Here is a 13,068-nt window from a genome sequence, read left to right as displayed (position 1 = left end):
TATTAATAAGGAAAAGTGCGGTCAAAAAACACCGCACTTTTTGCCATTAAATTGAGCGTTTAATTTCAACCACTTCAAAGACTTCGATTTGGTCGCCGACTTTAACATCGTTGTAGTTTTTCACGCCAATACCACATTCCATACCACTACGCACTTCGGCCACGTCATCTTTAAAGCGGCGGAGCGATTCCAATTCCCCTTCAAAGATTACCACGTTGTCGCGTAATACACGGATTGGGTTATTACGTTTCACCACGCCCTCAGTCACCATACAACCTGCGATAGCACCGAATTTCGGATGGCGGAACACATCACGCACTTCCGCAAGACCGATAATTTCTTGCTTGAATTCAGGTTGGAGCATACCGCTCATCGCTGCTTTGATTTCGTTAAGTAGCTCATAAATAATTGAATAATAACGTAAATCAATGTTTTCATTTTCAATAATACGGCGCGCAGAAGCATCGGCACGAACGTTAAAGCCCACGATAATAGCATTCGAGGCTGCAGCCAATGTAGCATCTGTTTCGGTAATTCCACCAACCCCTGAACCTACCACATTCACTTTTACTTCTGCTGTTGAAAGCTCTTGTAAGGCTTGAACAATAGCTTCTACTGAGCCTTGAACATCTGCTTTCACAATAACGTTCAATTCTGCCACATCACCTTCTGTCATATTACTGAACATATTTTCCAATTTAGCTTTTTGCTGACGAGCCAATTTCACTTCACGGAATTTACCTTGACGGTACAATGCCACTTCACGAGCCTTTTTCTCATCACGAACTACGGTGGCTTCATCACCTGCCGAAGGCACGCCCGATAAACCTAGCACTTCCACTGGGATTGACGGACCAGCCTCGGCTATATCTTTACCATTTTCATCACGCATTGCCCGCACTCGACCGTATTCAAAACCACAAAGTACAATATCACCACGGTGTAATGTCCCTGATTGAACTAAGATCGTTGCCACAGGACCACGCCCTTTATCAAGGTAAGATTCAATCACCACACCTGTTGCCATTCCATCTTTCACCGCACTGAGTTCTAACACTTCAGATTGTAACAAGATGGCTTCAAGTAGCTCATCCACCCCAGTCCCTTTTTTCGCAGAAACATAAACGAATTGCGTATCTCCACCAAATTTCTCGGCGATCACTTCGTGTTGCAATAATTCTTGCTCTACACGATCTGGATTGGCTTCAGGCTTATCAATTTTGTTCACAGCTACCACAATTGGCACACCCGCCGCTTTCGCGTGTTGGATCGCCTCAATGGTTTGTGGCATCACACCGTCATCGGCCGCTACAACAAGCACCACGATATCTGTGGCTTTTGCACCACGCGCACGCATTGAAGTAAAGGCCGCGTGTCCCGGTGTATCCAGGAAGGTGATCATTTTGCCGTCATCAGTTTCCACATGGTATGCACCAATGTGTTGGGTAATCCCGCCTGCTTCGCCTGCTGCCACTTTCGCTTTACGAATGTAGTCAAGTAAAGAGGTTTTACCGTGGTCAACGTGCCCCATAATGGTTACCACTGGCGCACGATTTACTTTTTCTGCATTCACATCGCGATCGCCTAATACGGATTCTTCAAGCTCATTTTCTTTACGCAGGATCACTTTGTGCCCCATTTCTTCGGCAACAAGCTGTGCGGTTTCTTGGTCGATCACTTGGTTAATCGTCACCATTTCGCCCATTTTCATCATTGTTTTGATGATTTCGGTGGCTTTCACCGCCATTTTATTCGCCAACTCCGCCACGGTAATGGTTTCACCAATCACCACATCACGGTTTACTGGCGCTGCTGGCTTAGTAAAGCCTTGCTGTAAGCTGCTGCCTTTTTTACCTTGTTTACCTTTAAAGCCTTTTCCACCTTTGAAATCTTTTTGGTTGCGGCGATTTGATTCGCGCTCGCTTTTATTGCTATCGTCTTCGCGTCCGCCTTTTTTCGCTTTGGCAACTTTATTTTTGCCACGGCCACGATTTTCATTGCGGCGTGCTTCTTCATCTTCGGCTTCACGGGCATAGCTTGAAGTGAGATGATAATCTGAGTAATCTTCAGAGGGTTCATTTTTTTCATCAACACTGACTAGATCAGCATAGCGTTTGGCTTCTTCTGCGGCTTTACGTGCTTGCTCTTCTGCTTTTTGACGCGCTAATTCGTCCGCTTTACGGCGTAGCTCGGCTTCTTCAGCTTTCAAGCGTTCTTTTTCTTCATCAACCGCTTTGTTGGCGGTTTCTTTTGCTGATTTTTCTGCTTTTTCTTTCGCTTTTTGTTCAGCTTGACGTTTTGCCAATTCTGCTTTTTCTGCTTCTTGTTTAGCTTTTTCAGCGTCTTTCTTTGCTTTTTCTTCAGCCGCTCTCTTTTCTGCTTCTTGTTTTGCTTTTAAACGAGCTTCTTCTTCAGCACGAATGGCTGCTTCCGTTGGCACGGTACGTTTTTTACGCACTTCCACTTGTACAGTTTTGTTTTTACCTGTACTGGTTGTAGTGCTTGCCGTGGTTTTAGTACGGCGCTGTATGCTTAATTTTTTCGGTGCATCCGATTTTTTTACTTCATCTACCATAATTTTACACCCCTTTTTATTCTTCGCTGAACCAACAAATGTTGCGTGCTGCCATAATTAAATCCGCTGCTTGCTCAGCGCTTAATTCTTCAATATCGGCTAAATCATCAACACCTTGCTCCGCTAATTGTTCTAAGGTGGTGATTTGTTTTTCTGCTAGTTTGAACGCAAGATGACGGTTCATTCCTTCAAGATTGAGTAGCTTATCTTCAATATGCGCTTGTTTTAACGCTTCTTCTTCCGCCAATGCGGCGGCTGTTAGCGCATCTTTCGCGCGGGTTTGCAATTCTTCCACTAAATCTTCATCTTCTAAGCCATCAATAGCGGTAAGTTCGCTCACTGGTACATAGGCTAACTCTTCTAAATTAGTGAAGCCTTCTTCAACGAGAATTTGCGCAAATTCTTCGTCAATTTCTAAAGCGTTCATAAAGAGTTTCAACACTTTGTTATCTTCAGCTTGATGTTTTTCATTCAGCTCTTCAGTGGTCATTACATTTAACGCCCAGCCTGTAAGCTGTTTAGCTAAACGCACGTTTTGACCATTGCGTCCGATGGCTTGTGGCAAGTTTTCTGCTTCAACGGCAATATCCATAGAATGATTATCTTCATCAACCACGATAGACGTGACATCGGCTGGCGCCATTGCATTAATCACAAATTGTGCAGGATTATCGTCCCATAATACGATGTCCACACGCTCACCACCTAATTCATTGGTGATAGCTTGCACACGCGCGCCACGCATACCCACACAAGCCCCTACGGGATCAATACGTTTATCATTACTTTTCACTGCAATTTTCGCACGCGAACCTGGGTCACGGGCTGCACCTTTAATTTCAATTAGCTCTTCACCAATTTCTGGCACTTCAATGCGGAAAAGCTCAATGATCATTTCAGGTTTTGCACGAGTAACAAAAAGTTGTGCGCCTTTACTTTCAGGGCTAACGCGATATAACACGCCACGCACACGATCACCTGGACGGAAATTCTCGCGCGGTAACATATCCTCACGCAAAATCACCGCTTCTGCTTGCTGACCTAAATCTAAAATAATATTTTCACGGTTTACTTTTTTCACGGTTCCCGTCACAATTTCGCCTTCATTAGAGCGAAATTGCTCAACGATTTTGTTACGCTCAGCTTCACGGATTTTACTACTAATCACTTGGCGTGCTGTTTGCATTGTAATACGGTCAAATGCCACGGATTCAATTTGATCTTCTACATAATCCCCTACTTGCACATTTGGATCTTCAAATTGTGCCGCTTCAAGGGTGATTTCTTTGGTCGGGTTAGTGACTTCGTCCACCACTAACCAACGGCGGAAGGTGTCAAACTCACCTGTTTTTGGATCGATCACCACACGCACATCAATTTCTTGCTCGTATTTCTTTTTGGTAGAAAGGGCAATGGCACTTTCTAATGCTTCAAAAATCTTTTCGCGTGGTAATAATTTTTCATTTGATACGGCTTCTGCCGCCAATAAAATCTCTTTACTCATTTTTATTCTTCCTATCTAAAATTAAAATTTTGCTACCACATTGGCTTTTTGAATGTTGCCAAATACCAATACTTGCGGTTGTCCATCTACAAGCAAGGTGATCATATCATTTTCAATGCTTTCTAATTTACCTTGCCATTTGCGGCGTTCCAACACAGGAATACGCAAATGCACCACAATTTCTTCGCCAATATAACGTTGATATTGTTCAAGGGTAAATAATGGACGATCGACGCCTGGTGAAGACACTTCAAGGTTATATTTATCCGCAATCGGATCTTCCACATCTAAAATGGCACTGACTTGACGGCTTACATCTGCACAATCATCCACGCCCACACCACCTTCTTTATCGATATAAATACGCACGGTTAAAAAACGACCAGTACGCAGACATTCAATCCCCCAAAGTTCACAACCTAAATCTTCAATAGAACTTTTTAATAAATCTGATAATTTCTCTTCTAAAGTTGCCAAAACAACCCCCTTAATCAAACTTAGGACGTAAAAAAAGGGCTAATCAGCCCAGTTCTACATCTAAATTGCTCGTATAAAAAAACCCCAAAATTGGGGTTCTTTTTACTGAACTTGTTATGAATTGGTTGCGGGGGCTGGATTTGAACCAACGACCTTCGGGTTATGAGCCCGACGAGCTACCAAGCTGCTCCACCCCGCGTCCGAAATATGTGGCGTATTATACGCATAGAAAAAAAAATAGCAAGGTTTTATCACAAAAACTTACAAAAAAAGCACCGCACTTACTTGTTTGGCGTGTTTTCAAACAGACGATAAATAGCGATTAAATCCATTCTTGCAATGGGTTTGAAAGGCAGCAATAAATAATATAGCCAGCGGTTTTTCGCAATAAAGGATTGCGTTTGTTGCCAAATTTCAGGTTCACAATATTGTTGGTATTTTTCTACCGTCAAACGCATTTGCTCATCAGAAATGCAATCTGAACGCCCAAGGCTATGGATAAAAATCAAGCTATCTCGTACTTTTTGCCAATTTAGATTAGTATGATTGGAACGAGATTCAAAATCAATAAACTGTATCTTACCTTCGTGCCACGCCATATCACGCAAGGCTGGGCGACCGTGAACTAAGCCTTTCTTATGCAGATCCGTTAAGGCTTTTGCACCGTCTGCTAAAATCGCCAATTTTTGATCTGAGCTGAGATCAGGCCTATCCACCCAATAACTGATGGTTTTGCCTGCATCTTTTAGCACTAAAAAATCTTCACCAAATGCCATTAATTGTGGCACTGGAGCATTTTTTTCGGCTAAAAATTGTAAGGTTTTCAATTCATTTTGAAAGGCCTTTTGCGGTTGCGGTTTGAGTAAACGCCACACACCTTTGAGTTGCTCAGGTTGTTTGAGCCAATAGCGCTGATTGTCATAATCAAAACTCACAATTCGCTCACCTTTATGCTGTTTAAGCAAGGCTTGCACCATTTCTTGAAATTCACTATTTTGTGACGACATCAAACAACCTCATTTTTACTCAATCATCATTTCCAAACATCTGGATTCACGCCACGTTTAAGTAGCTCTGGATGCTCTTCAATTTTAAATTCTGGCTCACGGATACCTGCTTTAATTTGGCGTTGATAATCTTTTAATAACGTCCAAACAATCGGTGAAAGCAACACAATAGAGACCAAGTTAATCAATGCCATTACCGCCATCACGGTATCCGCAAAGCTCCATACGACATTGCCTGAATTTACCGCACCAAAGTACACGAAAAATAGCACGACTAAACGGAAAATAAACACTACCACTGGGCGGTTTTTCAGAAAACGGATATTGCTTTCTGCATAGGCATAATTACCAATGATCGAAGAAAATGCAAAGAGCAATAAGATGAATGCAAGGAAATGCAAACCAAACTCACCAACGTGATATTGTAGCGCATTTTGCGTGAGAGAAATGCTTTTCAGTGTTTCACCGCCGTAGTTGTCTGACAGCAATATGATGATTGCGGTACAAGAACACACAATGATAGTATCCACAAACACACCAAGCATTTGGATCAACCCTTGGCTTACTGGGTGCTTAACATCCGCAGAAGCCGCAGCATTTGGTGCAGAACCCATACCTGCTTCATTCGAGAATAAACCACGCTTAATTCCCATTAGCATTGCTTTAGAAAAGATCGCCCCGAACATACCACCAGCCATCGCATCAAAAGAAAAGGCACTATGAACAATATTAGAAAGCACGGTTGGGATCATTTCAATATTCATTCCCATAATGATTACCGCCATAATTAAATAAAATAGCGCCATCATTGGTACAACTCGAGCTGAGACCTTTCCAATTCGCTTAACGCCTCCAAAAATAATCAAGGCAGTTAAAATTACCAAGCCAATTCCTACATAAGTAGGGTTCCATTTCCACGCATTTCCTGTCGCTTCAACAATCGAATTTGATTGCACTGCATTAAAGGCAAAACCGAAAGTAAAGATCAACGCTATCGCAAAACACGCTGCCAACCAGCGAGATTTTAAGCCCTGTACAATATAATAAGCAGGCCCCCCACGACTTACTCCGTCTTGATCTTTCAATTTATACAATTGAGCAAGGGAGGATTCTGCCACTGCACTGGACATTCCTATCAATGCTGTTACCCACATCCAGAAAACCGCACCTTCACCGCCAAGCGCAATCGCTGTAGCAACCCCACCAATGTTGCCTACTCCTACGCGACTGGCTAATCCTGTAGCAAATGCCTGAAATGGTGTTAAAGAATCACCGGTAGAGGCTCGACCAAACCACATTTCACGTAGACTTTGTGGAAATAAACGTAACTGAACCAATCCTGTCGTTAGTGTAAAGAAAATACCTACCCCTAACAAAGTAATCACTGTAATATCCCAAATAGGGCCATCGAATGTATCCACAAACCACATCAAGGCGTGTTCTACATTGCTGATAATTTGCTCAATCATAAACTTCTCCTCATAATGAAAGGCTACATTCTAATGGATTTTATATAAAGAGAGAATAATTAGGATAAAAAATAGAATAGAAAATCAAAAAAACATATATTATTAAATTTTTTTCAAAAAATTACCGCACTTTATTAATAAATATATTATTTACATCTGCTAAAGAGTGATAAAACATCAAGCTCACCACAAAGATAAACACAGAGATAAAGATGAAACTGTTGATTATTCGTTCAAACAGGCTGTCAAAAATGCCATAAGGCATAAAAAATTGAGTGCAATTAATAAAAATGTGAGCTACATCACATTCTATTTCTCATAATCAGCTATAATAAAATTGAAATAACGGTTTAATAATTTTAAAATAAGCTTGTCTAAATAATACATTTCAATGACAACCTAATTTAAGGAGTTTAAGGAGCAACTATGTCAAACATTTTAGAACAATTCTCATTAAAAGGTAAAATCGCCTTAGTAACAGGTGCCTCATATGGTATCGGTTTTGCCATTGCTTCAGCATTAAGTCAAGCAGGAGCTAAAATTGTATTCAATGATGTAAGCGAAGAAAACCTGAAAAAAGGCCTTGCTGCTTACAAAGACGCTGGGATTGAAGCTTATGGCTACTTATTCGATGTAACCAATGAAGTTGCAGTTAAGGAACACATCGAAAAAATTGAAAAAGAAGTTGGCGTGATTGATATTTTAGTAAATAACGCCGGTATCATCCAACGCATTCCTATGTTAGAAACTAGCGCAGCGGACTATCGTAAAATCATCGATATCGATCTCACTGGTCCATTCATTATGTCAAAAGCCGTATTACCTTCAATGATTAAAAAAGGACACGGTAAAATCATCAATATCTGCTCAATGATGAGCGAATTAGGTCGTGAAACTGTTGTAGGGTACGCCTCTGCAAAAGGTGGCTTAAAAATGCTTACCAAAAATATCTGTTCAGAATTTGGTGAAGCTAACATTCAATGTAATGGTATTGGTCCAGGCTATATCGCAACACCACAAACTGCGCCATTACGTGAAAAACAACCTGACGGCTCACGCCACCCATTCGATCAGTTTATCATCGCCAAAACCCCTGCTGCTCGCTGGGGAACCCCAGAAGATTTAGCGGGTGCGGCAGTGTTCTTATCTTCTGACGCATCAAACTTCATTAACGGTCATATTTTATACGTTGATGGTGGTATCTTAGCATATATTGGTAAACAGCCATAGACATTGCTTAGGTGTGGGTAATCTTTTACCCACACTCTATATTTTATTATTCATACGGACTAATAGGAGGTAAATATGAATAATCAAAATGCAGTAAACGTCTCATCGTCAGAATTCAATAAACAACTTTGGCGAGCTAAATTTGGTGCAGCCATCGGCACCTCTCTCGATCAGATGGAAATGACGCTCTTCTCTCTCGCTTCAGCATTATGTTTTGGTCAAGTTTTCTTTCCTAACGTTTCTCCCATTATTGGTTTAATCTCCGCTTTCGGTATTTACGGTGTGGGCTTTTTAGTTCGACCAATCGGTGGATTAATTTTTTCTCATCTAGGGGAAACTCGTGGGCGCAAATGGGTATTATCAACAACTGTATTATTAATGGGATTAGCTACATTTAGTATTGGTTTGATTCCATCTTATGACAGCATTGGCATTTGGGCACCAATACTTTTGATCATCTGTCGTTGTATACAAGGTGCTGCGGTTGGTGCTGAATATACTTCTGGTACAACCTACCTGACTGAAATAGCACCTATCGGTAAACGTGGTATTACAGCAAGCTATGTATGGGCTGGTGCAAGTGCTGGTACCGTTGTAGGTGGTTTAGTATGGACCATAATTCTTATCAGCCTTAATCGTAATGATTTAATTACTTGGGGTTGGCGTATTCCATTTTTATTAACTATTTTTGTCACGGCTTTTGCTATTTGGATGCGCTTAAAATTACATGAATCACCAGTTTTTATTGAGAAACAGAAAGAATTCAAAGAACGAGCAAAACAAGCTATGCCGCTGGTACAAGCGTGGAAACATTCGCGTAAAAATATGCTACGTGTTTTTGGTTTCACTTTCCCTTGTGTTGGACATTCATTTATGTATCAAGCATTTCTAGGCGGCTATATTGTAAACTATGTTCGCTCAGATGGAGGGGCTATTTTCTCAACTGCAACAGCAATTGGAGCAGTAGTTGGGATTTTTGGCGGGCTGTTCGGTGGATGGCTTTCTGATAAAATCGGACGCCGTAAAGCAGGATTAATTTACTCTATCATAATGTGCATTTTCCCATTCTTTGCCTTTATGATGGCAAATACAGGTGAACCAATTCTAATCGGCTTAATTATGATTTTCTGTTTCTGGTTTCCAGCAGAAGGTGCCATGGGAGTACAAAGCCCCCAATTACCAGAAATTTTTGGCTCTCGCTATCGTTACAGTGCATTAACTGTTGCTCGTGAGATCGGAGCTATTGGTGGTGGATTAGTACCAATGTTCTCATCAATTATTCTTGCTTATTTCGGTGGCTGGCAAGCAGTAGCTGCCTTTATGAGCCTGTTAATGATGATTACTGTATTTACAACCTATAATACCGTTGAAACAAAAGACCGTGATTTATTCATTGAAGAAGATGCAATGTAGCTATATGCGTTTTAAACTAAGATGTAGAAGCTCACTTTTGAGCTTCTACATTTTTTATGAACTAAGCTAGATAAGTAAACTAATCTCTTTTTTCTGATTAAGGGTATTTTATCCTAAATGGGTAATTTTTCAGTTACCTAGCACAGCTTGTTAAAACAATCATCTTGCTACTATCCACGTTGATTTTGATATTATGTCAAAATAAAAGAAAAATGGTTTACAATATTTTGCAAAATACTGAAGAAAAGCATCAAAGCCAGTATTTATCTTTATTCAATTTCACTAAACTAAATCTGATATAGATCATAAATTTTACGTTTTTTTCTAAAACTATTTTGGTTTTTGATATAAATACCTTACTATTTAACTCAGATTTTAACTACTAAAATGAAGGTTAAGCTATGTCTTTAGAAAATAGAATGAAATCAGCCGAAGAAAAATGGAAAGATGCCAGTTATTCTGACACTATCTCACATATTTTATCACGTTTTCATCAACGTCATCGAGAACAGTTAGAGGAACTTATTCCTCTCGCAGAAAAAGTAGAAGAACGCCATAGTAATCTCACCGATTGCCCGAAAGGTTTGGCTAATGCCTTGAAAAATACCTACGCAGACCTATCCAGTCATATGATGAAAGAAGAACAAATTTTGTTCCCTATGATTCAAGCTGGAAATTATATGATGGCAAGAATGCCAATTCAGGTAATGGAATTTGAACATGATGAACATAATGCCACGATTGAAGTACTACGTTCTCTCACAAATAATATGACGCCACCACCTGATGCTTGCTGTTCTTGGCGTAACCTTTATCAAGGTATTCAGGAATTTTGCGATGACCTGCAAGAACACATTTATACAGAAAATGACATTTTATTCAAAAAAGTATTAAGTGAATAATAAATAGGTGGTGTATCTCACCTATTTATTATCGTTGTCTTACAATATTTTTTATTTTATTTGGGATATAACACTCATAGAAGCTATGATAGAAAATATAGATAAGTAAAATCTACAGTCTCTTGATAAAAAAGTAGTAAACAAAACCATTATGTAATATGACTTATTTATTTTTGACCAAATAGAAAGATATATAGTATGAATATCAGTCAAGCAGCTGAAAAAGCTAGACTCTCTAGCAAGCAAATTAGAGATTATGAAAAAGCGGGATTATTGCCAGAGCCACAACGTACCTTATCAGGTTATCGTTTTTATTCTGAGCAGGATTTAAATCAGCTGTGTTTTATCAGTAATGCGCGTAAAGTGGGATTTTCATTACAACAAATTCGTGAATTGTTAAGGCTAAATCAGGATCCTAATCGTACTAGTCGCGAAGTAAAAGCCATTACAGAACAACATATTACAGAGCTAAAAGATAAAATTGCGAGCTTACAAAAAATGTTAGATTTATTGCAACGCTGGCATTGTTCTTGCCAAGGAAATGATAGCCCTGATTGTTCTATTCTTTCAGAGCTAACGGAAAAAACGAAATTATAGGCGTTTATAGGTTAAGAAATAATAGCAGCTTACCGCTAAAAATGAGCAACCAACCATCGTTAAAAGCATTGGCGCGGCACTGTTAATTTTCATTAATGCAACAAGCGATCCAACACAAGCGCCCGTGCCGAAACGTACGCTGCCCACCATTGAATTCGCCGTACCAGCCATTGCAGGGAATTTTTCTAAAATGGATGCCATTGCATTTGAGCTGATGAGCGAATTCTGCCCAACAAACAGTGCCACACCAATCGCTATTGACCAAAAACCCAGATCGAAAAACACCACTAATAATAGCCAAATCGCCGCAATAAATTGAATGATCAAACCTGTTTGCAGCATTTTTTCTGCACCTACTTTGGTAACTAAACGCCCGTTTAAAAATGACCCTAAGGTCATCACACTAATATTCAGCATAAAGAAATAGCCAAAGTTTTGCTCGGAAATACCATAAATGCCGATATACACAATCGATCCTGCGGTTAAGAAAGCAAACAAGCCACCAAAGCCAAAGGCGCTCATAAACATATAACCTAGCACTTCTTTTTTCTGCCATAAATTCACAAAATTGCGCACTACAATGTTTAAACGTAAGGGAATACGATTTTCTTTTTTATGGGTTTCAGGAATAATGAAAAACACCAACAAGGTACTCAATGCCCCCATTACTGCAATCACATAAAAAATAGAGTGCCAATGGAAATAAGTAACCAAATAACCACCGATAATTGGCGCAACAAGTGGAGCTATCATAAACACAAGGGTGATTGTGGACATTGTGCGCGAAAGTTGATTTTTGCTGAAAAGATCGCGCAACAACGCACCAACAAGTACCACTGGTGCGGCACCAAAAAAACCTTGCATAAAGCGTAACACGGTAAAACTGCCAATTTGATTAATTGTCGTGAGAATTAACGCGGTAATAGCACTGACAATTACACCTAGCAGAATAATGGGTTTACGCCCATAGCTATCGCCCACCGGCCCCCAGAAAAGCTGCCCTGCCGCCATACCGTAAGCGAAAAAGGTTAGGGTATGCTGAATTTGTTCCGGGCTAACGTGCAAATCTTGCGACATTCGCAAAAAGGCAGGCAAATACATATCTACTCCAAGCGGTGGCAACATTGAAAGTAGCCCAAGGGTCAAAATAAAAATAAAGCTGGGTTTATGAATCGTTTTTTCGCTCAAAATGCTATCCTTATTTTAATGCGTTTAATTCTTCTGCGCTTAAAGGGCGGTATTCCCCCTCTTCCAATTGTTCATCTAGCACTACATCGCCAATTTTCCAGCGGTGCAGCCCAATCACTTTGTTGCCTAAAGCAGCAAACATTCGTTTTACTTGATGATAACGCCCTTCGCTTAGGGTAAGATTCACATTGTAATCATCAATAATCTCAAGTTTTGCCGACTTAGTGAGGTGTTTTTCACCACGCAATAAAATGCCTTCAGCGCAGGCTTGTTGATAATGATTTTCTACAGGATCGGCAAGGGTAACCAAATAGGTTTTCTCGCAATGATGCTTTGGTGACGTAATGCGATGCGACCACTGCCCATCATCGGTAAGCAACACCAGTCCTGTAGTATCCACATCTAACCGCCCCGCACTGTGCAATTTACCAGCAAGGGGATAATCAAAGAATTGATAAATTGTAGGGTAATCGCCGTCATCATTGGAACAAACATAGCCTTGTGGTTTATTCAGCATAATGTAATGCCCTGCTTCAAACCAACTAAGGCGTTCACCATCAAAGTAAATCTCATCTTCTGCACTCACTTTGGTTGCACCGTTTTTCTCAATTTTTCCATTAATTTGCACCGCACTTTGACGTAGCGCTTTATTGGCTTGAGTGCGCGTTAGCCCTGTTTGTTCGGCTAAAAATTTATCTAATCTCAT

General features: G+C 40.3%; 11 protein-coding genes and 1 tRNA gene. 4 read left to right on the top strand and 8 right to left on the bottom strand.

The window, feature by feature from the left end; translation table 11 throughout:
- Positions 1-46 precede the first annotated feature (46 nt).
- From infB to L5B71_RS00090, 6 genes are all read right to left on the bottom strand, one after another.
- Positions 47-2,575, bottom strand: a complete 2,529-nt coding sequence (infB, locus tag L5B71_RS00115) for a translation initiation factor IF-2 (RefSeq protein WP_265756243.1) — start codon at positions 2,573-2,575, stop codon at positions 47-49.
- Between the two features lie 16 nt (positions 2,576-2,591).
- A complete protein-coding gene (nusA, locus tag L5B71_RS00110) occupies positions 2,592-4,079 on the bottom strand; it encodes a transcription termination factor NusA (protein ID WP_265756242.1) in 1,488 nt (495 codons plus the stop codon).
- Between the two features lie 21 nt (positions 4,080-4,100).
- A complete protein-coding gene (gene rimP / locus L5B71_RS00105; RefSeq protein WP_265756240.1) occupies positions 4,101-4,556 on the bottom strand; it encodes a ribosome maturation factor RimP in 456 nt (151 codons plus the stop codon).
- A gap of 122 nt (positions 4,557-4,678) precedes the next feature.
- A tRNA-Met gene (locus L5B71_RS00100) sits at positions 4,679-4,755 on the bottom strand.
- A gap of 82 nt (positions 4,756-4,837) precedes the next feature.
- A complete protein-coding gene (locus L5B71_RS00095) occupies positions 4,838-5,566 on the bottom strand; it encodes a phosphotransferase (protein ID WP_442780727.1) in 729 nt (242 codons plus the stop codon).
- A gap of 23 nt (positions 5,567-5,589) precedes the next feature.
- Positions 5,590-7,032, bottom strand: coding sequence for an alanine/glycine:cation symporter family protein (locus L5B71_RS00090; protein ID WP_265756236.1), 1,443 nt, complete (start codon positions 7,030-7,032; stop codon positions 5,590-5,592).
- Positions 7,033-7,458: 426 nt separating this feature from the next.
- Between L5B71_RS00090 and L5B71_RS00085 the strand changes: the two genes are divergently transcribed.
- The 4 genes from L5B71_RS00085 (at position 7,459) to cueR (ending at position 11,174) form a co-directional block, all read left to right on the top strand.
- Positions 7,459-8,262 (top strand): gluconate 5-dehydrogenase, encoded by an 804-nt coding sequence (locus L5B71_RS00085; RefSeq protein WP_265756234.1) that lies wholly within the window; start codon positions 7,459-7,461, stop codon positions 8,260-8,262.
- Between the two features lie 75 nt (positions 8,263-8,337).
- Positions 8,338-9,675 (top strand): MFS transporter, encoded by a 1,338-nt coding sequence (locus L5B71_RS00080; RefSeq protein WP_265756232.1) that lies wholly within the window; start codon positions 8,338-8,340, stop codon positions 9,673-9,675.
- 401 nt (positions 9,676-10,076) lie between these two features.
- Positions 10,077-10,577, top strand: coding sequence for a hemerythrin domain-containing protein (locus tag L5B71_RS00075; protein WP_265756229.1), 501 nt, complete (start codon positions 10,077-10,079; stop codon positions 10,575-10,577).
- Between the two features lie 198 nt (positions 10,578-10,775).
- Positions 10,776-11,174 carry a Cu(I)-responsive transcriptional regulator gene (gene cueR, locus L5B71_RS00070; protein ID WP_265756227.1) on the top strand — a complete coding sequence of 133 codons (399 nt, stop codon included), beginning with the start codon at positions 10,776-10,778 and terminating at the stop codon, positions 11,172-11,174.
- On the opposite strand, the gene L5B71_RS00065 is transcribed toward cueR, so the two are convergent.
- Together L5B71_RS00065 and rsuA are read right to left on the bottom strand one after the other, a co-directional pair.
- Complete coding sequence (locus L5B71_RS00065; protein ID WP_265757750.1) at positions 11,169-12,365, bottom strand: Bcr/CflA family multidrug efflux MFS transporter; 1,197 nt, start codon at positions 12,363-12,365, stop codon at positions 11,169-11,171. The two genes, cueR and L5B71_RS00065, sit on opposite strands and share 6 nt — an antisense overlap.
- Before the next feature lie 7 nt (positions 12,366-12,372).
- Positions 12,373-13,068: a 16S rRNA pseudouridine(516) synthase RsuA gene (gene rsuA / locus L5B71_RS00060; RefSeq protein WP_265756225.1), complete on the bottom strand. Its 696-nt coding sequence runs from the start codon at positions 13,066-13,068 to the stop codon at positions 12,373-12,375.

This window comes from Avibacterium sp. 21-586 (assembly GCF_026226775.1).
Lineage (GTDB): Bacteria > Pseudomonadota > Gammaproteobacteria > Enterobacterales > Pasteurellaceae > Avibacterium.
This window is presented reverse-complemented; position numbering and strand designations above follow the sequence as displayed.

Coding starts and splice junctions, on each gene's coding strand:
- infB (WP_265756243.1), bottom strand. CDS start 2,575: ATGGTAGATGAAGTAAAAAAATCGGATGCACCGAAAAAATTAAGCATA.
- nusA (WP_265756242.1), bottom strand. CDS start 4,079: ATGAGTAAAGAGATTTTATTGGCGGCAGAAGCCGTATCAAATGAAAAA.
- L5B71_RS00090 (WP_265756236.1), bottom strand. CDS start 7,032: ATGATTGAGCAAATTATCAGCAATGTAGAACACGCCTTGATGTGGTTT.
- L5B71_RS00085 (WP_265756234.1), top strand. CDS start 7,459: ATGTCAAACATTTTAGAACAATTCTCATTAAAAGGTAAAATCGCCTTA.
- L5B71_RS00080 (WP_265756232.1), top strand. CDS start 8,338: ATGAATAATCAAAATGCAGTAAACGTCTCATCGTCAGAATTCAATAAA.
- L5B71_RS00075 (WP_265756229.1), top strand. CDS start 10,077: ATGTCTTTAGAAAATAGAATGAAATCAGCCGAAGAAAAATGGAAAGAT.
- cueR (WP_265756227.1), top strand. CDS start 10,776: ATGAATATCAGTCAAGCAGCTGAAAAAGCTAGACTCTCTAGCAAGCAA.
- rsuA (WP_265756225.1), bottom strand. CDS start 13,068: ATGAGATTAGATAAATTTTTAGCCGAACAAACAGGGCTAACGCGCACT.